The 21,448-nt window shown below is 48.2% G+C and carries 19 protein-coding genes; 9 read left to right on the top strand and 10 right to left on the bottom strand.

What is annotated here, in order from left to right:
* Positions 1–7: 7 nt before the first annotated feature.
* Positions 8–3,673, bottom strand: coding sequence for a DNA polymerase III subunit alpha (locus tag ACN6NF_RS07955; RefSeq protein WP_474316658.1), 3,666 nt, complete (start codon positions 3,671–3,673; stop codon positions 8–10).
* Between the two features lie 137 nt (positions 3,674–3,810).
* Here ACN6NF_RS07955 and ACN6NF_RS07950 point away from each other — a divergent pair, with 137 nt between their 5' ends.
* Positions 3,811–4,140, top strand: a complete 330-nt coding sequence (locus ACN6NF_RS07950; RefSeq protein ID WP_013309582.1) for a YtrH family sporulation protein — start codon at positions 3,811–3,813, stop codon at positions 4,138–4,140.
* A gap of 12 nt (positions 4,141–4,152) precedes the next feature.
* On the top strand, positions 4,153–4,650 hold the full coding sequence (locus ACN6NF_RS07945; protein WP_474316656.1) for a sporulation membrane protein YtrI: 498 nt from the start codon (positions 4,153–4,155) through the stop codon (positions 4,648–4,650).
* Positions 4,651–4,694: 44 nt separating this feature from the next.
* Here ACN6NF_RS07945 and ACN6NF_RS07940 read toward each other — a convergent pair whose 3' ends face one another.
* The 3 genes from ACN6NF_RS07940 to ACN6NF_RS07930 all read right to left on the bottom strand — a co-directional run bounded on the left by ACN6NF_RS07940 (position 4,695) and on the right by ACN6NF_RS07930 (position 6,889).
* On the bottom strand, positions 4,695–6,029 hold the full coding sequence (locus tag ACN6NF_RS07940; protein ID WP_474316655.1) for a DRTGG domain-containing protein: 1,335 nt from the start codon (positions 6,027–6,029) through the stop codon (positions 4,695–4,697).
* A gap of 158 nt (positions 6,030–6,187) precedes the next feature.
* A complete protein-coding gene (locus ACN6NF_RS07935; RefSeq protein WP_474316654.1) occupies positions 6,188–6,472 on the bottom strand; it encodes a hypothetical protein in 285 nt (94 codons plus the stop codon).
* Positions 6,473–6,544: 72 nt separating this feature from the next.
* Positions 6,545–6,889, bottom strand: a complete 345-nt coding sequence (locus tag ACN6NF_RS07930) for a YlbF/YmcA family competence regulator (RefSeq protein WP_016819612.1) — start codon at positions 6,887–6,889, stop codon at positions 6,545–6,547.
* A 162-nt stretch (positions 6,890–7,051) separates the two neighbouring features.
* Here ACN6NF_RS07930 and ACN6NF_RS07925 point away from each other — a divergent pair, with 162 nt between their 5' ends.
* From ACN6NF_RS07925 to ACN6NF_RS07900, 6 genes are read left to right on the top strand one after another with little or no spacing between them, the layout of a single operon-like run.
* Positions 7,052–8,431, top strand: coding sequence for a YheC/YheD family endospore coat-associated protein (locus ACN6NF_RS07925; protein WP_474316652.1), 1,380 nt, complete (start codon positions 7,052–7,054; stop codon positions 8,429–8,431).
* Positions 8,432–8,474: 43 nt separating this feature from the next.
* Positions 8,475–9,629, top strand: coding sequence for a YheC/YheD family endospore coat-associated protein (locus ACN6NF_RS07920; RefSeq protein ID WP_474317541.1), 1,155 nt, complete (start codon positions 8,475–8,477; stop codon positions 9,627–9,629).
* 12 nt (positions 9,630–9,641) lie between these two features.
* Positions 9,642–11,012, top strand: coding sequence for a YheC/YheD family endospore coat-associated protein (locus ACN6NF_RS07915; RefSeq protein ID WP_013370328.1), 1,371 nt, complete (start codon positions 9,642–9,644; stop codon positions 11,010–11,012).
* Positions 11,009–12,115 (top strand): YheC/YheD family endospore coat-associated protein, encoded by a 1,107-nt coding sequence (locus ACN6NF_RS07910; RefSeq protein ID WP_474316650.1) that lies wholly within the window; start codon positions 11,009–11,011, stop codon positions 12,113–12,115. The genes ACN6NF_RS07915 and ACN6NF_RS07910 overlap by 4 nt, the downstream gene beginning before the upstream one ends.
* An 18-nt stretch (positions 12,116–12,133) precedes the next feature.
* Positions 12,134–12,649 (top strand): GNAT family N-acetyltransferase, encoded by a 516-nt coding sequence (locus ACN6NF_RS07905; RefSeq protein ID WP_474316648.1) that lies wholly within the window; start codon positions 12,134–12,136, stop codon positions 12,647–12,649.
* Positions 12,631–13,809 carry a YheC/YheD family endospore coat-associated protein gene (locus ACN6NF_RS07900; protein ID WP_019686837.1) on the top strand — a complete coding sequence of 393 codons (1,179 nt, stop codon included), beginning with the start codon at positions 12,631–12,633 and terminating at the stop codon, positions 13,807–13,809. The genes ACN6NF_RS07905 and ACN6NF_RS07900 overlap by 19 nt, the downstream gene beginning before the upstream one ends.
* Positions 13,810–13,911: 102 nt before the next feature.
* Here ACN6NF_RS07900 and ACN6NF_RS07895 read toward each other — a convergent pair whose 3' ends face one another.
* The 3 genes from ACN6NF_RS07895 to ACN6NF_RS07885 all read right to left on the bottom strand — a co-directional run bounded on the left by ACN6NF_RS07895 (position 13,912) and on the right by ACN6NF_RS07885 (position 18,227).
* Positions 13,912–14,613 (bottom strand): HAD family hydrolase, encoded by a 702-nt coding sequence (locus tag ACN6NF_RS07895; protein WP_474316645.1) that lies wholly within the window; start codon positions 14,611–14,613, stop codon positions 13,912–13,914.
* An 83-nt stretch (positions 14,614–14,696) separates the two neighbouring features.
* Positions 14,697–15,359 (bottom strand): class I SAM-dependent methyltransferase, encoded by a 663-nt coding sequence (locus tag ACN6NF_RS07890; protein ID WP_474316644.1) that lies wholly within the window; start codon positions 15,357–15,359, stop codon positions 14,697–14,699.
* 24 nt (positions 15,360–15,383) lie between these two features.
* On the bottom strand, positions 15,384–18,227 hold the full coding sequence (locus ACN6NF_RS07885) for a methyltransferase domain-containing protein (RefSeq protein ID WP_474316642.1): 2,844 nt from the start codon (positions 18,225–18,227) through the stop codon (positions 15,384–15,386).
* Positions 18,228–18,621: 394 nt separating this feature from the next.
* On the opposite strand from ACN6NF_RS07885, the gene ACN6NF_RS07880 reads away from it, so the two are divergent.
* Positions 18,622–19,695 (top strand): glycosyltransferase family 2 protein, encoded by a 1,074-nt coding sequence (locus ACN6NF_RS07880; RefSeq protein ID WP_474316641.1) that lies wholly within the window; start codon positions 18,622–18,624, stop codon positions 19,693–19,695.
* Between the two features lie 159 nt (positions 19,696–19,854).
* Here the strand turns inward: ACN6NF_RS07880 and ACN6NF_RS07875 are convergent, their stop codons facing one another.
* From ACN6NF_RS07875 to ACN6NF_RS07865, 3 genes are read right to left on the bottom strand one after another with little or no spacing between them, the layout of a single operon-like run.
* A complete protein-coding gene (locus ACN6NF_RS07875; RefSeq protein WP_474316639.1) occupies positions 19,855–20,424 on the bottom strand; it encodes a manganese catalase family protein in 570 nt (189 codons plus the stop codon).
* A gap of 41 nt (positions 20,425–20,465) precedes the next feature.
* Positions 20,466–20,975 (bottom strand): spore coat protein CotJB, encoded by a 510-nt coding sequence (locus tag ACN6NF_RS07870; protein ID WP_474316637.1) that lies wholly within the window; start codon positions 20,973–20,975, stop codon positions 20,466–20,468.
* A 1-nt stretch (position 20,976) separates the two neighbouring features.
* Positions 20,977–21,201 (bottom strand): spore coat associated protein CotJA, encoded by a 225-nt coding sequence (locus tag ACN6NF_RS07865; RefSeq protein WP_474316635.1) that lies wholly within the window; start codon positions 21,199–21,201, stop codon positions 20,977–20,979.
* Positions 21,202–21,448: the final 247 nt, after the last annotated feature.

Genomic DNA, 21,448 nt, shown 5'->3' with positions numbered 1-21,448 from the left:
GTGTCTGTCATTTGACTTTCACGGTGCCTTCACCCAGCATCGATTCCATTCGATCAAAAAGCTGAGGAGAAGGCTTAATGCTGTAAGCATCACTCAACGCCAGCAGACGCTGGTTGCTCTCGTAAAAAAGTACGGTAGGCACAGCACCGGGGTGCTCCTGTAGCAACGCCTTGAGGCTGACCAGCAAGCTGGCGTCCTCCTCGGCCTGGCGGGTGATTTTGACAAACACCCGCTGACGGGCGGACGGTTCCGAAGCGCGCGGGGAAGGCACCTGCTCACCGTGAGCCGCTTCGCCTCCGCGTTGTGAGGGGGCCGCCACGGGACGAGCCGCCTTTTGCTGCGGCGACGCCGATGGAGCAACTGCCGAAGGCGAGGGCGACATACGCGGTGCTCTCCCGCCCAGACTGCCAGTAGCTGGCATGGATGTTCCAGCTGCTGCGGACGAACGTGCGCCGGTACGCCGGCGCTGAAGAAGCCTTGCCAGCGCGTCTTCCGCCAGCGGGGCTGCCTCATCCGCAAGGAGCTTGAAGTGCTCGTCCTGTTGCTGCATCTTGGCACGGAGTGCAAGCAAGGCACCCTTTTCAATCCACTGCTGGCTTCGCTTCCATACCTCAGGAAACAGCACAACCTCACAGCGCTCAATCTGATCCTCCAGCTCAATGAAGGCCATGGCCTTTCCCTGTTTGGTCGTAATCGTCTTGAGTGACACCACCATGCCTGCGGTCACAATAACCGTCTCATCTGGCACGTCGCTCAGTTCCATCAGACGATCCGCTTGGCTGCTTTCCAGTAGCGACTCAAAATCATCTAGCGGATGCCCGGACAAATACAGTCCCAGCAGTTCGCGTTCCAGCTCTAATTGCTGGCTGGTACTAAATGGGGGTACATTGGGATATTCAATATCCCAATTAGGCATTTCCACAAACCCAAACATATCAATTTGCAAATCGTCACGTTCCTTGCGCCATTTGGCAGCCGCATCCACCGTTTCATCAAGCATGGCAAGCAACTGTGCTCGATGGCCTGTCAATGAATCGAAGGCCCCTGCCTGAATGAGCGATTCAATCACTCTCTTATTACACACCCTCAAATCAACGCGTCGACAAAAATCGAGCAAGCTGTCGAAAGGGCGTTCCTTACGAACAGCAAGAATGCTTTCCATTGCTTGTGTGCCGACATTTTTAATGGCAGCCAGTCCAAAGCGGATATCACCCTGCTGTAATGGGGTAAACAGCACCCCACTCTCATTCACATCAGGCGGCAACACTGCGATATCCATACGGCGGCATTCGACGACATATTCAGCCACTTTTCGATGACTTCCCATGACGGCCGTCAGCATGGAAGCCATGAATTGTACTGGATAATGGGCCTTAAGATAAGCCGTCTGGAATGCTAGCACACCATAAGCAGCTGCATGGGCACGCGGAAAACCGTAGTCAGCAAAACGGACGATCATATCGTAAACCCTGCCAGCTTCCTCCTCCGTGTACCCCTGTTTAATACTGCCTTCGACAAAATGGCCCCGCTCCAGATCCAGTACCTCGCGCTTTTTCTTGGACACCGCGCGGCGCAGCAGATCGGCCTCTCCTAAAGAAAAGCCAGCCATGCGCGAAGCAATCTGCATGATTTGTTCCTGATACACAATAATACCGTACGTATCCTTTAAGATCGGTTCAAGATCAGGATGCGGATAAGAAACCTCAATCTGTCCGTGCTTAGCCTGTATAAAGTTAGGAATAAAACCCATCGGGCCCGGACGATACAAAGCCAGGACAGAAATGATATCCTCAAAAACACTCGGTTTCAAATCCTTGAGTACCCGGCGTACACCGGCCGACTCCAGTTGGAACACGCCTCCTGTATCTCCTTTGCCCAGCAAGTCATAGGTATGCGGGTCATCGTCGGGAACACGGCTAAAGTCAGGTGTTTCTCCATGCTGTTCCGCAATCCAGCGCATGCACCGTTCAATAATGGAGAGCGTACGCAGTCCGAGGAAATCCATTTTCAGCAAACCAATGCGCTCCAGATTTTCCATCGAGTACTGCGTTAAAGGAACCCCTTCGCTCCCCTCTTGCAGCGGAACCGCATCGGTCAATGGAGTCCGCGAGATGACAACACCCGCCGCATGTGTCGAAGCATGACGAGGCATTCCTTCTACTTTGATCGCCATATCCAGCAGTTCACGTGTCTTGGGCTTCGTTTCATACAGCGCCTTCAGCTCGGGGGTAATCTCCAGCGCATGCCGGATATTAATGCCGAGCTGCGCCGGGATCAACTTGGCCGCTTTGTCTACCTCGCCATACGGCACGTTCAATACACGGCCGACGTCACGGACTGCGGCTCTGGCCGCTAACGTCCCGAAGGTAATAATTTGCGCTACATGCTCATTTCCGTACTTCTGTACTACATAGTCGATAACCTCGTCGCGGCGTTCATCGCTAAAATCAATATCTATATCCGGCATGCTGATCCGTTCAGGGTTCAGGAACCGTTCAAAGAGCAAGTTGTATTTTATCGGATCGACATCCGTGATATTAAGCACATAGGCCACCAAACTTCCTGCCGAGGAACCTCGCCCAGGACCGGTTGCAATCTTATGCTTATGAGCGAAAGCGATAAAATCCCATACAATCAGGAAATAATCGCTGAAGCCCATACTGTCGATCGTATTCAATTCGTAGTTCAGCCGCTGGTCCAGTCTTTCTCGCTCCTCCGGCTGCTCCCATACAGGATCGCTTCCGTAGCGACGCTCCAGCCCTTGCACACACAAACTGCGCAAATAGGACGAAGACGTCATCTCTTCCGGCAGCGGGCGATATTCAGGCAAAATAGATTGGCCGAATTCCAGCTCCAGCTCGCACTTCTCAGCAATACGCACTGTGTTGGCGATGGCTTCTGCTACATGTGGAAATAAATGAACCATTTCCTCCTGACTTTTCAGATACAACTGACGTGTTGGTATACGCAGGCGCTCCTCATCGTCAACTGTCTTCCCTGTCCCGATACAGATCAGAACGTCCTGGACATCAGCATCCGGCTCGGTTAAGTAATGCACGTCATTCGTCGCCACTAGCTGAATATCTAGCTCCTTCGCCAGTGCGATCAATTGAGGATTTACGCGTTTTTGCTCCGACAGACCATGATCCTGAAGTTCCAGATAAAAATCATCACCAAAAATGCTACGGTATCGTTCCGCCGCACGTCGTGCTTCGGCTTCCCGGCCATGCAGCAATTGCTGCGGCACTTCTCCGCCCAAGCAAGCGCTCAAGCATATGATGCCTTCATGATGGGCAGCCAAAGCATCCATATCGATGCGCGGCTTATAGTGAAAACCCTCCAAATGGCCAATGGAACACAGCTTCATCAGATTTTGATAGCCTGTTTTATTTTTGGCGAGCAAAATTAAATGATATATGGGCTGATCCTTCCGGCTGCCACGCTCCTTGCGCGATCCTGCCGTTATATAAGCCTCACATCCAATAATCGGCTTAATGCCGTTCTCTACACATGCTCTATAAAAAGGAATGGCACCGTACATGACCCCATGATCTGTAAGAGCCAGCGCCTTCATTCCATAAGCTGATGCCTGTTTGACCAATTCCGCGGTACGAGCCGCGCCGTCCAGCAGGCTATACTCGCTGTGAACATGCAAATGCACAAATGAACTCATGCGCTTCTCTTCCCTTCACCGCTTGATTTTCTTCAAACTATTTTATCATATCCACGTTAGTAGCGCCCATAGAATAAAAGTACAGACCTGTGCGGACAAGCGCGGTCCTGATTCGTATACCCAAGGAGGAAAAGAGCATGAGCACTTTTATATCCAAAGCGATTCTCGACTTCTTCATTGCTTTCGGCATCGTGCTCGGAGGAGCCATGCTCGGCGGAATGGGAGCTGTAGTATCGCTTCAGCCGCCTACCCAGACGATGCTGGAGGTTGCAGGAAGGATTAAAATATGGGCGCTTGCCGCCGCTGTGGGAGGAACGATGGACCCGATCCGGGTCATTGAGAGCAATATGTTGGATGGTAATTTGTCACCTGCCATTAAGCAGATATTGTATTTGATTTTCGCCTTTTTAGGCGCTCATATGGGTGCAGAGCTGGTCAAGTGGGTATGCGGCAACGGACGGCCGTGAGGTGAAACAACTATGAGAGTCCCTCCCTTTGAGCGCCTGCGTCCTTTTATGCAATTATCCTCCGTTTTTGTACTCGGTATGATTACGGGAGGAATGATCTACAATGCCATCTGGCATGCGAGCTTCAATCAGCTGTGGATGAACAACCAGGATCTTCAATTCCAGCTCCAGCAAGCTGAAGAGGACAACAAAACATTACGTAAATACAGCAAGCGCCAAACCGTCATCAAAGAAATCAAGCTGATCGCGGAGGAATCTTCGGCTGAGAAAATTGACTCTATTAATCTGAAAGAGCTTCTTCGCCGCGTCAGTCGTGATCTGGAGGTGTTGCGCGGCAGAGATATGTTTGAGATTGATTCTGACAGCAAGCTGGTACGTATGTTGCTGCACCAAAAAAAATACACCGTTCGTGACAAGGAGTATACAATCCAGGTCAAAACGATGCTTGTAATGGAAGGTGTGCTTCAAATCTGGCTGGAGGCCAAAGAACGACTGCCTCAAAGCCACTAAGTCGATCTATTTAACTCCATCTTCTGCTTCAATCCAGAGGTGGATTAACCATGTTCAATGGATTGAAGCGTCATCACTGCTTTGCACACCAAATGATTTTCCCGAGAAATCGCAATTTCAAGCTTGCAGGTGCGGCGACTCATCTCAAGCAGTAAAGGACGAAGAACGACAGCATCCTCAATCTGTACCGGTCGAATAAAATAAGTCGTCAAATTATCCAGCACATAATCCTTGCCGCTCATATCTCTAGCTGCCCGGTAGCCCGCTTGTGTCATCACGTTGACCAGTACGCCTTCTGAGATCGTCCCTAAATTGGTAGCCATCTGTGGAATGATAAAACCGCGAAAAAATAATGATCCATCCTCATTACGCTCCTCAGCAAAACCGTTCCAGATCAGCTGGTCGAAGGTCTCGCCAAGTTGTGGCTGCTTTTGGGCGTTACGCAGTGCTTCCAGCACCTCACGCCGTGTAACGGACCCGAGCAGCTTACGGTTGCGGTCCACGACCGGCAAGTAATCTACACCTTCCCATGCCATCATTTGAGCAGCAGAAGCCAGCGAGGTCTGGTAAGTAACCGTAATTGGGTTACGGATCATACATTTATCCATCGTATGCTCAGGTTGAAGTCCTTCCACATCTTTACGGCTGACGATACCAATTAAACGATTCCATTCATCCACTATGGCAAAATGATGAAATCCCGTGTTCGCCGATAGCTCTTCAAATTCGGTCAGTGTGCTGTTGGTTTTCAAGGTCAGCGTTTTCGGTTTGCTGGCCGCAATGTCTTCAATCAACATAATTTTCTTTTTGATCAGTCGGTCAAATATCGCTCTATTAATCATAGATGCCACCGTAAATGTATCATGGCGCGAGGAAATAATCGGCAGACTGATCTGGTCTGCAAGCTGCTTAACCTCCCGACTCGTACCGAATCCCCCTGTAATCAGCACACCTGCCCCTTGCTCTAATGCAAGCGAATGTGCATCCTCTCGGTTACCTACGATCAGCAAACTACCTGCGTCAATATAACGAGCCATGGCTTCCTCGCGCATCGCCCCGATCACATACTTGTGCAACGGCTTCTCAAGACCCTCGCTTCCGCCCAGCACATGTCCCTCTACAATATTCACGACATCCGCAAAGGTCAGCTGCTCAGACAAGCCGCGTGGACGCTTCTCCACTCGTACTGTCCCGATCCGTTCCTTGGTAATGACAATTCCCAAATTCTCTGCTTCTTTCACGGCCCGATAAGCCGTACCTTCGCTAACGCTCATTTCTTTAGCTAACCTGCGTACAGAAATTTTGGAGCCTATTTTCAACTGCTCGATATGGCGCAATAGCTGCTCATGCTTCGTAACTGTTTCATCTAGCCCGTCCAACTCTGTTACACCCCCAACGTTCAATCTGTATCATTCTGTATCTATTATACCACAAAACCCCTTTGTTTTAGACCCTTGTTATTAGGATATCCTTGCTTTGGAAATAACAAAAAAGCGGTCCCTTGTTACAAGAGACCGCTTCGTACTAAGAGAAACACTTACAGCATATTACCTTTGTCAGCTTTATTATCCCATTTCATCTGCCACTGCTGCATTTTGGCTCGTCGCACACGCTCCAGCGTTTTGCGCTTTTCCTCATCTACACCCAGCAAAAAATGCAGATTCGCTCCGATGACAAGCAACGCAAAAAGTACCCATACCATCCCAAAGCCGTTGACCCAATTCAAACCACCTACCAGCGAGATGCGTGGTAATGCGACCAATACCATAGCCAATGCAATCAGTGTGTACAAACCGTGTTTCCATTTTTTAAATGAACCCAATCGTATCCCTTCCTCTCCCTGTGACTCTATGTATCTAGTCTATGAGAGGACAGGAAGGAATATGAGACAAACTTACAGAGACGAACCGTACAAATGTTGAAGACTGTCTGCAATAATCTTATTTACGTCCTCAATAATCACGCTCAGACGACGTTCAGCGTCGAACAGACGACGGATATTGAGGTTCAAGCTGAGCACCTCAAACATTTTTTCCATCTTTTCCATCTCTTCCTGTGCTGGCATATCGCCGCTCATCATCCGCTGTTGTACTTCCATTTGGCGTTCACGGAAATCGTCAAGCATTTTCTTGGCTTCTGGATCCGTTTCAATCAGCTTCATCGCTGACGTAATTTCCTCTACCTCTTTGCTTTCCTTCAATGCTTTCGCTAAATCATGGGCTTTGTCATAGATATTCATGATTATTCATTCCTCCATTACAAGTTTTGTGTCAACATTTCACATTGTCCGTCAATCACCAAGGTATATATGTCCTCATATGATGAATCAGTGCTATTACAGCCCATTCACGTTTCCCGTTACTTTCAAGACATCAAGTTGCTGCCCGGAAGGAGATCCACGATGTCCATCAAAAAAACAACGATTCAAATCATCGGATCGGGCATCTTGCAGGATGACGTACTCATGGTCGGCGAGTCCCTGCTTCGCAAATGGAAAATATCCGCAGGCCACCCCGTTCAGCTCGCCTTCGGTTCGTTCCGCCAAGAGGTTACCGTCATATCGGTACCCCGATACAGCGGCCTACGCGTGGGAAGCGTGCTGGCCCGAAAAATGGGGCTTCATGCCAGTCATGACAGTTGTAATCTGCGAGTAACCTACAGCCGAGGCCGCCGGACACTTCGAGTGGGCCCACTTATTAGCGTGCTGGTTAGTCGGGACTATCCCGAACAGCCCGACAAGCCTTTCGGGTCGATCACCCTGTTCTGCCGTGAACTAGTCGGGGAATGCCGCAGACAAGGAGCATATGTGTATTTCTTCACCCCGGAGCATATCGGAAGTCAGCCCGGGCGAGTTCAGGGATGGGTGTATGACGGAGGCTGGAAAAAGACGGTCATGCCTGCCGGCGATGTCGTCAATAACCGGCTTACCTCCCGTAAACTCGAGAACAGAACTAGCGTACAGCATTTCATGAAAGAAGTAAAATCGCAGTACGGCACGGCCTTTTTTAATGAAAAGTTTTTGGATAAAAATGAAGTGTTTGATGCACTCAAATCGAATTCTTCCCTACGCAAGTATTTACCCGAGTCCCATTTGCTGCAAACCTTTGCCGTTTTCAAAAAAATGTGCAACCAGTATCCCTCTGTTTTTCTCAAACCCGTGCGCGGAAGCCTGGGTAAAGGCATTATGCGCATTAACAAGCAAACCGATGGTACCTTTTCAATACTATCCACGACAGCAGGCACACCCCGAAAGCAAACGTACGCCAACGTCGATAAACTGTACAAAAGCTTAGCGGGAAAAATGAAATCAACACGCTTTCAGCTGCAACAGGGTCTTACCTTGATTGATCACGGTAAACGTCCGGTCGATTTTCGCGCGCTTGTACAAAAAAATGCGTCTGGAACCTGGACCGTAACATCCATTGTCGCTCGGATCGCCGGAGGCAGCCACTTTGTATCCAATCTGGCAAGAGGCGGTACGCTCAGTACAGTCAAGGAAGCACTGGCCAAAACCACGCTGCCCGCGACTGTTAAATCGAATGGTCTTACCTCTCTCAAAACAGCAGCACTGGATATCGCAAGCGGAGTAGAAAAGGCAATTCCCGCCCATTTCGCGGAATTTGGTATTGATTTGGCGATTGACAGCACGGGGCGTATCTGGTTGCTGGAGGTCAATTCCAAACCATCAAAAAATGACAATACGCCGTTGAACGATCAGAAAACCCGTCCGTCCGTAAAAAAAATGATTGAATACTGCTGTTATTCAGCCGGATTCAAATGAATCTATCTCTTCCAGAGTCCGGCTGCCAAAGGAGCTGTTGTCGGTGTCTCTTGTTATGCCAGGCATGCTGGGCGTGCTTGTTAGCCGAAAGCAGGACGCTACTCCCCCTATTACCGAAGCCGATTTCTGCCGCAGGCTAAGTTTGTTGGGCAGGCGCTCTGGTATTAGTGTAATGGCGTTTACCGCCCAAGGAGTTTCACCTGAAGATCATTCCATACGGGGTTATGTCTATCGTGCTGGAGTATGGACATTCGGCCACTATCCCTTACCGGATATTATTTATAACCGCTGTCTCCATGTCTATGAGAGCCAGAATGTGAAGCGCGCACTGGAAAACATAGCGGAGCAAAAATCGCGCAAGCTCATTTACTGGTCACGTAACCTGCCTGGCAAATGGCAGGTGTATCGCGCTCTGCATACGGTAGATAAAGTGCGGCCCTTTGTACCGCCTACAGCCCCATACCGGGATACGACCCAGCTTGTGGAGTGGTTGCAATGCCATTCGGAGTTGTTTATGAAACCACAGTCCGGAACACATGGCAAGGGCACGCTGTATCTCCGGCTGGCAGAAGGAGGTCAGGGACTGTACGTACAAGGCAGGAACTCTCAAAACCGCCCGTTCCGCCGCTTGTTTTCTGAATTGGATGCAGGATTGTCATGGATCGACGGTATTGCACACAAACGCGCCTATATCGTGCAGCCTTATTTGAAATTAACAAGCCAAAGCAATCATCCCTTTGATGTTCGCGCGCTCATGCAAAAGGACGGCAACGGCTGTTGGCGCCTGACGGGCTTTGCCGTGAGAGAAGGCAGAAAAGGAACTCTGACTTCCAATCTGCACGGTGGGGGCGAAGCCCATCCGGCAGAGTCTTACCTTCGTGAACAATTTGGCGTGGACAGCACACGTCTCATCATCGGGCAGATGATGGAACTGTCCTTGACCATTGCCGGGGCGCTAGAGGAACGCTATGGCCGCCTTGGCGAGTTGGGAATTGATTATGGTATTGACCGGAGCAGGAATATCTGGCTGTTGGAGGTTAATTCCCGCCCTGGTCGGGCTTCCTTTTTTCAGACTCGTCAGCCAGAGTGTGCTTTTCGGTCGGTCAACCGCCCGCTCGAATATGCTCGATATTTAATGACCCATTCCAAAGCGACAGGGCCAAAGGGCGCGGGCGCCTCCCTTGAACATACGGTATAGGAGGATAAACAGATGAGTTTAACGCATTGCAATGTGCATTTCTCACAGCAGCCCGACAAGGTGGCGTATATATCCACTGCCTTGTTGAAAAGCCTTAAGTTATCTGGAGCCAAGTCCATTCGTCTGCGACTTGGCAAAGATCAGATTCCCGCGACAGTCAAACCCATTCAGAAGGCGGGACGTCATCTATACTTGACCTCCGGCTTGCGCAACGCAATCCGTGTTCCCAAAAGCGGGTCTATCTATTTGCGGAATCTGGACGGAGATGTTCAGCTTGGACCGTTGATTGGAGTATTGTCTGATGCTACTAGCTCCACCACACGCCCTTTCGGATCACGCACAGGCTTTATTAAGCAACTGTTGAAGGAAGGTAGTAAAAAATCTTATATTTTTGCCTTCACCCCACGGGATATCAACTGGCAAAATGATACGATTAACGGCTATTTTCTGTCATCAAGCGGGGAGTTTACACGTAAACTCGTACCTTTGCCGGACGTAATTTATAATCGTTTGCCGAGCCGCCGCTCTGATTTTTCCCCAGCGATCAATCAACTACGCGAACGCTTTTCCCGCAAACGAATTCCTTTCTTTAACTGGAGCTTTTTTAATAAATCCGATATCTATCATCTGCTGGAAAATAATCCAGAGGTTAACCGCTATGTCCCTGAATCCTATATGAATCCCAGCTCTGAACGCATCCGAGGTATGCTGGAGCGGCATCAATTTGCTTATTACAAGCCAAGTAGCGGCAGTCTCGGCAAAGGAATCTATCGTCTGTCCTATGTCCCCAAGCAAGGATACTATGTAAGGTACCGGAAGAAAAATAGCAATGTATTGCTGCGGTTTGCCTCTTTTAACTCCATGCTAAGGATGCTTCACTCCAATAAGGGCCAGACGCTAAAGGGCTACGTCATTCAGCAGGGCATTCAGCTGATCGAGATTGATAATTGCCCGATTGATTTCCGTTTTCATATGCACAAAGACGGCAATAACCAATGGGTCGTCGTTGGCATTGGAGCCAAAAAAGCCGGACGTGGCAGTGTCACGACTCATATCAAAAATGGCGGTTCCCTGATGACACCCGAGCAAGCGCTCGGTCGGGTATTCGGAGACCGGGCGGGTGAAGTGCTTCAACGCGCCAAGAATGTAGCAGTTACGCTAGCAGAAGCCATTGAATATCACCATCAGCATCTACTGGGTGAAATCGGATTCGACCTGGGCATTGATCAGGATGAAAAGGTATGGATGTTTGAAGCCAATTCTAAGCCAGGCCGATCCATCTTTCAGCATCCATCGTTGCGTGCGGAGGGTAAAGCATCCGTGGAGCATATTTTGGACCACTGTCTTTACCTCAGTAAATTCCGCAGAAAAGAGGAACTATGAATACCCGGGCGGAGCAAAAACCAGTTGTTGCTGTATTGACAGTGCACGACGATGAACAATTTTTCAAGGGCAACCAGCGAAACTTCAGGGATATTCTGGAAACAGGAACGCGCATGGGGTACCAGGTGTACATTGTTACTGTCAGAGACTTGAAGCTGGATGACGAAACAGTGAAGGGCTACATCTACAACAAAAACTCACAGATATGGGAGGAGCAAAATTTCCCATCTCCACAGGTCATTTATAATCGTATCCCTAACCGTAATTATGAACTTAAAACATCTGTGCGCACAAAGCTGGATGAAATTTCACACGCATCAGGCGTCGAGTTGTACAATCCGGGTTTTTTTAACAAATGGGAACTGTTCAAATGGCTTCGTACCTCGGAATCCACTCGTCAACTTGTTCCAATTACCAAACGGTTAAGTAATTTGTCATCCTTAGGAAAAATGCTATCTGCATATCCATATCTGTATCTCAAACCGGAAAACGGTAAAGCCGGCAAGGGAATTATGATTCTCAGATTCAACCCAGAGCATCTGATGGCATACAGGTTGACCATTCAACATGATAAAAAAAGCATAACCTACCGATCTGTATCCTTGTCTCGGTTATGGGGACGTATTCGCCGGGAAGCAGGCAACTCCCCTTATATCATTCAGCAGGGTATCGATCTGGCAACCTATCAGAAAAAACCCTTCGATTTGCGCATTCTGGTGCAAAAAAATGCCCGTGGCGCATGGAGCATTACCGGAGTCGGTGCCAGACTAGCAGGTAAGGGAAGTATTACAACACATGTCCCGCGTGGGGGAAGTGTGGAGGACCCATTCAAGCTCCTATCCTCCCTCTTTGGACCTGAGGACAGCACGGATTTGCTGAATAAAGTTAAAAGTACGGCCATTCAGATTGCACGTCAAATTGAACGCGCATCCGGTCTTTCTCACGGTGAAATGTCCATGGATTTGGGCGTAGACACCCTCGGAACCCTCTGGTTTTTTGAAGCCAATGCCAAGCCGATGAAATTCGACGAGCCGGACATCCGTCAAAAATCACTTAGACGTATATTTCAGTACAGCTCCTTTTTGGCTGAACGAATGAAATAATCTCAAGGAAGTGGAATCATGCCGCAAATTAGCGATGTTCAACATTTGCCTGCCCGGAGTTGGGTACTGAGACGACGACAGTTGCTGTTTCTGGCTCGCAGTTCGGGCGGTATGCGCATTACTCGCAATGCTCTGCGGCAGTTGGCTGTTTTAACGCCGGAGCAATTGAACAACCCTGGCTCCTCCCTCCTGTGCGCATATGTGCGCACGGAGAAGGGGCTGCGGATTGCGGGATTTTCCCTCGCTCTGAATTATGGGAAGGATGCTTGCATCGTGATTGTTCGTCCGCTTTACCGGGGCCGCAGACTGGGCGCTAGACTGCTGTCCGCCCAGCTCCAACAGCTGCGCCGTCTGACGTGCAGCGTAGCCACCGACAATATGGCCAGTCTCAAAACCTGTTTTGGCGCTGGACTTATTGCTCATGAAATGACGACTGGACCGACGGGGAAGCCCACGCTAATATTTTATGGGGAGTTATCCGAAGATGAGCAGACGGCAGAGGAAGGTGGAATGCTGTGCCAAAACCTGTCCTAGGCATCATGACTTTGTATTTGAACAGTAAGAAGCAACTGGAGGAACGTGACATATATGAACGCATGATCGCAGAAGGAAAAAGGCTGGGACTGGATATGTATGTATTCACTCCTGCGGATGTCCATAAGGATCGCAGACTGCTCCTTGCCCAAATCTATGATCCACACAGCGGTAAATGGACTCGAAAATGGCGAGAATTTCCCGATATGATTTTCGACCGCTGCCGAGTGCAACGCAGTGAGCGGTATCGTCAATTAAAGAAATTCCGATTGCAGTATACAGACCTTGTTTATTTAAACCGACCGCTGAGCAATAAATGGGCCATTCATCAGCAGCTTGCGAGAAAGGCTGCCTTTCGCCCCCATCTGCCTGCTACAGAGCCGTTTGATGGATTTCATAGTGTAAAGCGGATGCTCAAACAGAATTCACTAGTATACCTCAAGCCAATTAACGGCACGGGAGGCCGCGGCATTTTACGCATTGAGCCTGTTAACAAGCAGAGCGGCCTGTATCTGATTGAGGGACGCAATCGTAAGCGCCATATTATTCCCCAGCAACGGGTACGTCTGGATCGTCTGGAGCCGCGTCTGAGCAGCTGGAACATGGATAACTACATTGTTCAGGAAGGAATTCCTGTGCAGTTGCCAAATGGCAGGGTCCATGATTATCGTATGCTGGTACAGAAAAATAGCCAGGGAGTATGGGAGCTAACGGGATGTGCCGGGCGCATCGGGGCACATCGGAGTGTCACTTCCAACCTGCATGGCGGAGGCAAGGCAGTACCGATGAAGCAATTGCTGACGCAATGGATTCGTGATGAAGGCCACAGAGAGAAAATCATCAAGCAAGGGGAAAAGCTCGGACTGGACATTGCTGCGTATCTGGAAGAAAGCTATGGGGCATTATGTGAGCTTGCGCTCGATTTGGCAATCAATAAGGACGGTCATATCTACGTGCTTGAGGTCAACCCGAAGCCGGCTCGCGAGGTATTTTCACGAATTGGTGAAAAAGAAACCTATCGTCGTGCCATCACCAAGCCTATGGAATACGCCCTGTGGGTCTACCACACTCAGATTAATCCGAAGCCGCAGACGGAACAAAAAGCAGAAGAACAAACAGAAGATAAGACAGAGAGTAAAGCAAAGGAAGGCTCCGCCTAAGTGGCTGCCTTCCTTTGTTTTGTTATCTGCCCAACATCGTCTGCATGTATGATTTATATGGTACACCACATCTATTTATAACCCTTATCTGTGTTTTCACAGTTACTCGGCGTTTTTATAAAGCGTAAGCAACTGCGTAAAGTCCGTAATAATCGCATCAGACCCTTCCAACTCATCATTCACACCAAATCCAGCATAAGCACAGCCGATCACCGTCTGTCCGTTCTTTTTGCCGGCTTCCACATCTGAGGAACGATCTCCTACCATCCATACATTCGAAATATCGTGCTTGTTCAACAGAATTTTTAGCAAATTTACTTTGGAAAGCGTACTGTATTCTCCAGCGCTGTACAGTCCTTCAAAAATAGGAACCATTTCATACGCTGCAGCAATCCCCTTTACGTAATCCTCCAGCCCGTTACTGGCTACAAATAATCGGACACCTTGCTCATGAAGTGCCTGGAGTGTTTCTTTTACATGTGGATACAGAGCATGACTTCCATTTTTCAACCCCTCCAGCTCCAGCTGAAGCAACAACTCGTCCGCTCTTCTGTGAGCTGCTTCACTAGCTTCTGGCATCACTCTTCTCCAGATTTCATCCAGCAGCATACCCAAACTATTCAAAATAAGCTCCTCGGGAGGTGTCTCTCCTTCATAAAGCCCTTCGGCGCGCAGCGTATCAAACAGCTTGTGGTACGCAGGAAGCAACAGCGTCTCTGTCTGAAAAAGGGTACCGTCCATATCAAATACCATAGCCTCAGGTTTCTTCAACACAGGTGCATTGTTCATGTAGTTATCAGTCATTCCTTTCCTATGTAAGTTTACACTCCAACCCCTCTCATGATAAGCAATAAGAGAGGTCTGTGTAAACCTCATTGCGCATACCGTTAACTCTTATATTTTTTTAGAACCGTCCTAAAACAATGTAAACCGCCCCACATATCCGTGTGTAAAGCCCCCCGTGGAAGCTTGAGATCCACCCCACTCCAATACGAAAACCCCGCCTCTTCTATCCACTGTTCCATCGCTGAAAGGTCCACTGTAGGATAATCAAACGTCAATAGAAGCATTCCGTCATCCCGTAAAGTTCGATGAAATTCACGTAAGGCTGTCAAAGATTCATCGGGCGTTAAATGCTCCAACACTGAAATACATACAATTTTGTCAAAACTGGAATCTTCGTAGGGCAGGGAAGTCAGATTGGCATGGGCGGGGTGGAGCCGAACGGGTAAAATCTCCTGAATGCGCTCAGCGGCCTCCTCCCCAATATCCCGCCGCACCTCGGCCAAGATAGCATCTACAGAAACGATTCGTATATCCAGATCGCAGGCATAGACCTGAGCGCAACGACGGGCCAGCTCAAATTTGAATGGATGAGGGATTCCACATGCCGCGTCCAATACTATATCTTGCCCGGACATAAATTGGAGACACCACTCATACTCATAGGGACGACTCCACCAGCTTTGAGGGAGTCTGTAAATCATGTTGGACGAGTTGGGATCAGAATATACAAAAAAGCGAGACAAATACGGGTCAGCCATATTCATGAATGTAGCCTCCTTTGGAGATGTTTAGATTACTCTTGCTACACAGCATAATTCATGACCCCGTTTCTCACCTTGAAGCTTAGCCAACAATCCCATTTGCTCTGTAAAGGCAAGCTTACCGTACAAAGGATGTGCTTGCAGCAAGGCATCCAAACCAGCAGGAAGCTGGCGGGTGAACAAAGCCACCGGGCGCAAGCCGGACTTTTCCAGCAAAAGCGTCAGTGTATGATCCGAATAATGGTACAAATGATCTTCCTCCGTAAATAAAGGCGAGTGAACGCCATAGGCCTCGTTGGTAAACGAGTTTTTATTGGGCACCGTAATATATAACGTTCCATCAGGTTGAAGCTGATCACGCAAATCCGTCAAAAATGTGATCGGGTCCGCGATATGCTCCAGCACATGCCAGCATGCGATGGCTTCGTATTGGTGCTCCAAGGATAAATCCAGTTCTTCCTCTGGACTTTCGGCCTCAATCTCTTCCTGATCTTCATGATCTCGGTGAATTTCCACAGTTTGTTGTATTTGAGCATCTAATTCTGTTTCACCGTTCCAATAACCCGGTAATAATTCCACCTCATATTTGCATTTGGCATAGGCACGCGAGTCACTGGACGGCTCAATGCCCACTGCATTCCAGCCAGCTTGAAGGGCAGCATGGATAAATTCTCCGGTGCCTGAGCCAATCTCAAGCAATTTTCCTTTTCTGGGACTGAACATATCGAGCAACATAAGTCCAAAAAGAGCATGATCCCCATAGGTGGACGTCGCCGCACTATCCCGCATAGCAACCCAATCGGCATTATAAATCTCTGCTATCATTTCCTCAGACTGAATATGATCTACATCCTTACGAAAAACCAATCCACAGGAGCCGCATCCCATCAAGGTAAAGCGTTGATAATCATGAAATACTACCGTGTCAGATGAGCCACACAGTTTGCATTTTACACTCTGCTCTGCTCCTTTCCCCTTCTCCGTAGCATAAAAGGTGTCCTTGGCTTCACTTTTTATTTGTAGTTCGGGTTTGTTCATGACCTGTACACTGGCCACCTTGGCGACATCCAAGGCGTTCACCTGATGGTCAGGTTCATATTCTGATGTAGGTTCTTTTTCTGTATTTTTGTTGTCCTGATCCACCCAGAGCGTGAGTCGTGGGTTCGGGTCCAAAATGGATTCATATTGCTCTTTCCATCCATAACGAGCACTTGGGTCAAGCAGCTGGTACCGCTCAAATTTAGCCATGCGAATAGCAGGTGTATACCAACCCCAATGTTGAATACGGTAGTTGCTGATCTCTGTGGGAAGGTCAAGTACATTTTCGGGTAATCTCCCACAGTGCAAGGACTGCTCCTTCCATTTATAAGGGAACCCCTCTTTATATCGAATTAAAAAAGGACGGTAATACCGATGAGCCTGCCAATAGTCATCATCACGGTAATGCGTCGAAGACCACATATCAAACAACCTGAAACAAATCGTATCCGCTTTCGTTCCCGCTAACAAAGAATGTACCCCTTGGGCAAAGCGGGATTCGAACATTTCGTCAGCATCCATGCTTAATATCCATTCGGGAGAAGAAGCCAATGTCTCTCTCCACTGCTGCTTTCGAAGTTCGACTTCATTGATAAAAGAGGGTGTTTCATTGCGGATCAGACGCAGAGGGATTCCTTGTAAGATTTCCCGGCACAACGCTCCGCTATCGTCATGACTACCATCATCAATAATGACTGCTTCATCAATGTATTCCCGGTGACTCAGCAGCACGTCTGTAAGCTTGCGATCTGCCTCATTGCATACCGTCATGGTCAGCGTCAATTTAGGATTAGAGACAGGCGGTGTATAAAGCTCACTTTGTCGTGGACCAGTGAACGCCGGGGGTACAACAAACGAATCTGCCGTGTACTTGGCAAAGACAGCAGTTTCGCGGAGATCATCGGGTATAACTGGAGGTTCATTGAATTTAGGGGTTCTTGACGATGCTGGACGATTGAAGGCTGGAGAGCTTGGAGAAATATCGGAGTGTTCCGCATGTGTTACATGCTCTGGGCGGTTCGATGTAAAGTACTTTAGGGTGAATAATAGCTGTTCTGCCTTCATTCGATCGGCTTCCCGATATAGATGCATTGCCGGATAGTGTGTGTCTACAAAAAGTGGAAATCCAAATGCAGCCGCTCGAATACAAAAATGTCGATCTTCTCCCCAATAAGAAACGTTTTTGATTTTACCAAAATGAATCCCTGCTTCCAGCGCCCGTCTGCGGATTAAGGTACACGCGCCTAGACCACCCACCTCATACAAACCTGGAACATGCAACTGGTGTATAAAATGCAACTCACGTTGCGCTCGCTCCTCTGCCGACAACACTTCGCCATCTTCACGATGGAACAAGTTATATTCATCACTGACCCACACTTGAGGCAATAGCGGTCCTTCCGGTTGCCAGCGTGTCCAGAAAATCTCTGATACAATATCCTTCTCCGTCTCTACCAGCCTGCACAAGGTACGAGAATGGAGAACCAGGTCTGAATCGACTAGAAACAACGCGTCATAATTGTGCTGAAGTGCATATTCAATAAGACGATTTTTAAAGCCAGCCACTTTCCAGACGAGAGCAGGCGGCCAATAATGAGTGTGCTCATCACTTCGGTTCTCCACTTGCTGCGAGCCTGTTAACAAGGGCAAAACCCGACCTGGAAGTCGATTGGAAAAGTCAACTAGCCACTGGCTTGAAGTCGGATTGTCATTATCATCGACAAACAAATAATCCGGTAGCACGTCAGGTGCCTCCAGACGCTCCAAAGCTTGAAGAAACAAAGACAAAATTTCCGGCTTCTGGTGCACCGGGCTGCCGATTAGTATACGCATGTGTCAACGCCTCCATCAGGCGAAAGCCTCATAACCGTTCCCCCTCCATGTCCTAACGCATACCATAATTGCGACCAAGCGATATGGGAGTGAGCGTGGTATGAATGGGCTTACCCCTAGAAATATCAATGAAAACGACATCAATACAAAATACAATCTCCCGATTCAACGATAAAACCCATCCTGTCGCACATCCTAACCCGGAACATCACCCACATCTTCAATCCATACCCTTCCCCCAAACATCCAGCTTTGATTTTCTAATTTATTAGAGCAGAACTGAATTTATGATCATCATATCCCCTTTACATGTTCAAGCCGAATTACTACATAATGAGCAAGCTATCCTAATAAAATAGAAATTATACCAAGTTTTTTGGGAGGGACAAAGAGCATGGTGACTGTCAGCTTATGTATGATTGTCAAAAACGAAGAAGAAGCCCTTCATACCTGTCTGAAATCAGTCCATGACCTGGTGGATGAAATCATTGTCGTTGATACTGGCTCTACGGACAGAACCCAAGAGGTCGCTGCAGCATTCAACGCTCGGATATACCATTTTGAATGGTGCGATGATTTCTCCGCTGCCCGAAATTATGCGTTTGATCAAGCCACGCAAGAATATCAATTTTGGCTGGATGCCGATGACATACTGGAAGAAAAAGATCGACTATCCTTTCTCAACTGGAAAAAACAAGCCACCCTCTCTTATGACAGCATTACAATGGATTATGTGCTATCCGTAGATGAACAAGGACAGCCATTGTATAAGCTCAAAAGAAACCGAATTGTACGGCGTGATCGCAGATTCAGATGGACCGGATTTGTTCACGAATTCCTGAATGTAACAGGCAGCACCTTTCACAGTAATATGGCGGTGACTCATAAGAAGACACGAGCTTATACCGATCGTAATTTGCACATATATCTCAAGCATAAGGAGCGGGGCACCGTATTTTCTGAACGAGATCACTACTACTTCGCCAATGAATTATATGATAACGGGCTTACTTTAGAAGCCATTCAGCAGTACGATCATTATCTAGGGCTAAATCAAGGATGGATAGAAGATCGGATTGCTGCTTGCTTTAAGCTTGCGGATTGCTACGGTCGCCAAGGACAAAAAAAGGAGCAACGAATGGCTTTACTCCGTACACTTACCCTCGATGTACCACGCGCCCAGTTTTGCTGTTCTTTCGGCAATTTATTCATTGAAGATGAGCAGTATGCCCAAGCCATTTATTGGTTTCGTCAAGCGACGCTGATCGAGCCCTCGCAAGATGTAATGGCTTTAACCAATTCATCGTACTATACCTGGTTTCCACACTTGCAATTATGCCTGTGTTACGACCGAATCGGCGACATCGAACAGGCAAAATCGCATCACCGCATAGCTCAGTTGCATCATCCTACTCATCCAAGTGTTTTATATAATGAACAGTATTTTGCACAGCTAGAGCAGAAATAATATTCTGTTGGGCGTCATTGAAAAAGTCGATTCCTTTTACAAGAAATCGACTTTAGTTATAATTTTCTTTGTTTACAAGTTACTGGTTTTATAAATAGGAAAGACCACCTGCACTTGATGCTTGCAGATGGTCTTTCCTATTCGTCATACGAGACCCCCTCAGAACACCTTTTTCCGGTCTCTTTCTCCCTTCAAAATTTCTACTGACTCCCGGAAGCGCAGCGAATGAATTACCTCACGTTCACGCAGAAACTTCAAACTATCCTGCAAATCCACATCGTCTGTCAAATCAATCAGCCACTGGTATGTAGCTCTCGCCTTTTCCTCTGCTGCAATGTCCTCATATAAATCGGCAATGGGATCGCCTTTGGCTTGAATATAGGCCGCGGTAAAAGGAACGCCCGCCGCATTTTCATAAAATAATGCACGATCATGTGCCGCATAATGTTCGCCCAGACCAGCCGCTTCTAATTGCTCCACACTCGCATCCTTCGTCAGCTTGTAAATCATCGTTGCAATCATCTCTAAGTGGGCAAATTCCTCTGTCCCGATGTCATTTAATACACCGATGACTTTATCAGGAATCGTATACCGCTGATTCAGATAGCGCAAAGCCGCTGCCAGCTCGCCATCCGCTCCCCCGTACTGCTCCATAAGCAACTTAGCCATGTGAGGGTCGCATTTGCTGACACGTACGGGATATTGCAGTTTTTTCTCATATACCCACATTTATGTTCCTCCTTTATACAAAAGGTTGTACGATTCCCTACCTATACCTGCCACGGCCAAGGTGATTGGCTCCACTCCCAAGGATACTTGGAATAGGCACGACCAAAATTCTGTAAGGGTCCATATAGGAGTTGATACTCGTTAGCAATCGCCGTTCTTTCCTGTGTCAGCTTGTTGAACTGTTCGATGGCCTGCAAATCATCCGGGTGTGTATCCAGATACAAATTCAGCTCCACTAGTACAAAATCCACCGCTTGGAGCTTCTCCAGTAGCGCATAAAACTGGGCATCAACTGGCTTGGTTTGAGATGTATAGCCCTGAGCCGGGGGGATAGCTTGACTATAACCCTGAACTTGGTTTGGGTACTGGTTCTGGTATTGATACGGGTTCTGAGATTGATTCTGGTATTGAAATGAATTTGAATAAGGGCTTTGAGACTGATTCGGCTGTTGATGTCCACTCTCAGGCTGATTTGGCTGTTGATGTCCACTCTCAGGCTGATTTGGCTGTTGAAATTGGTTTGGGGACTGACCCTGATTTGGATTCTCCATTCTATTCGCCTCCCCCCTGATTTCTCCTAGGCTCATAAGGACTGTAAAGCAATGGCCATAGCGTTCCTTTCGTCAGCGCCTCGTCTGGACTGAACTGCGGCAGACCAGGGGGCTGAAATTGTATAAACAAGTTTGGCGGAAGCACATAAGTTTTGCATAGAACGGGTGGACACGGATCGAACGGGCCGACAAACGGGGCATACTGACCTTGCTGTGGAAATTTCACAGGCCGGGACCTCCTTTGATTGATCCATCTGCTTTACTATTCAACATATGCCGCATCGCCCAAGTCTCGAACCAAAAAATAAGATACAAATTTTTGTTCAAAACATAAACTATAGAAACTGCTGGTCAAGTTGTTTAGGGCATCCTCCCCGTTATCTATATTTCGATTGAATGCAGCAGTAACTAACTCAGAAAGAGCCTTTAAAACCACGGTAACGTGGATTTAAAGGCTCTTTCTTCAGCACTCT

The sequence above is a fragment of the Paenibacillus sp. TSM33 genome (genome assembly GCF_056099025.1).
The sequence above is the reverse complement of the archived record's forward strand: the minus strand, read 5'-3'. Positions and strand labels throughout refer to the sequence as shown.

What these genes read in the sequence shown, in the direction of transcription:
- ACN6NF_RS07955 (WP_474316658.1), bottom strand. Translation starts at nt 3,673, where the DNA reads ATGAGTTCATTTGTGCATTTGCATGTTCACAGCGAGTATAGCCTGCTG.
- ACN6NF_RS07950 (WP_013309582.1), top strand. Translation starts at nt 3,811, where the DNA reads ATGAGCACTTTTATATCCAAAGCGATTCTCGACTTCTTCATTGCTTTC.
- ACN6NF_RS07945 (WP_474316656.1), top strand. Translation starts at nt 4,153, where the DNA reads ATGAGAGTCCCTCCCTTTGAGCGCCTGCGTCCTTTTATGCAATTATCC.
- ACN6NF_RS07930 (WP_016819612.1), bottom strand. Translation starts at nt 6,889, where the DNA reads ATGAATATCTATGACAAAGCCCATGATTTAGCGAAAGCATTGAAGGAA.
- ACN6NF_RS07925 (WP_474316652.1), top strand. Translation starts at nt 7,052, where the DNA reads ATGTCCATCAAAAAAACAACGATTCAAATCATCGGATCGGGCATCTTG.
- ACN6NF_RS07915 (WP_013370328.1), top strand. Translation starts at nt 9,642, where the DNA reads ATGAGTTTAACGCATTGCAATGTGCATTTCTCACAGCAGCCCGACAAG.
- ACN6NF_RS07910 (WP_474316650.1), top strand. Translation starts at nt 11,009, where the DNA reads ATGAATACCCGGGCGGAGCAAAAACCAGTTGTTGCTGTATTGACAGTG.
- ACN6NF_RS07905 (WP_474316648.1), top strand. Translation starts at nt 12,134, where the DNA reads ATGCCGCAAATTAGCGATGTTCAACATTTGCCTGCCCGGAGTTGGGTA.
- ACN6NF_RS07895 (WP_474316645.1), bottom strand. Translation starts at nt 14,613, where the DNA reads ATGACTGATAACTACATGAACAATGCACCTGTGTTGAAGAAACCTGAG.
- ACN6NF_RS07890 (WP_474316644.1), bottom strand. Translation starts at nt 15,359, where the DNA reads ATGAATATGGCTGACCCGTATTTGTCTCGCTTTTTTGTATATTCTGAT.
- ACN6NF_RS07885 (WP_474316642.1), bottom strand. Translation starts at nt 18,227, where the DNA reads ATGCGTATACTAATCGGCAGCCCGGTGCACCAGAAGCCGGAAATTTTG.
- ACN6NF_RS07880 (WP_474316641.1), top strand. Translation starts at nt 18,622, where the DNA reads ATGGTGACTGTCAGCTTATGTATGATTGTCAAAAACGAAGAAGAAGCC.
- ACN6NF_RS07875 (WP_474316639.1), bottom strand. Translation starts at nt 20,424, where the DNA reads ATGTGGGTATATGAGAAAAAACTGCAATATCCCGTACGTGTCAGCAAA.
- ACN6NF_RS07870 (WP_474316637.1), bottom strand. Translation starts at nt 20,975, where the DNA reads ATGGAGAATCCAAATCAGGGTCAGTCCCCAAACCAATTTCAACAGCCA.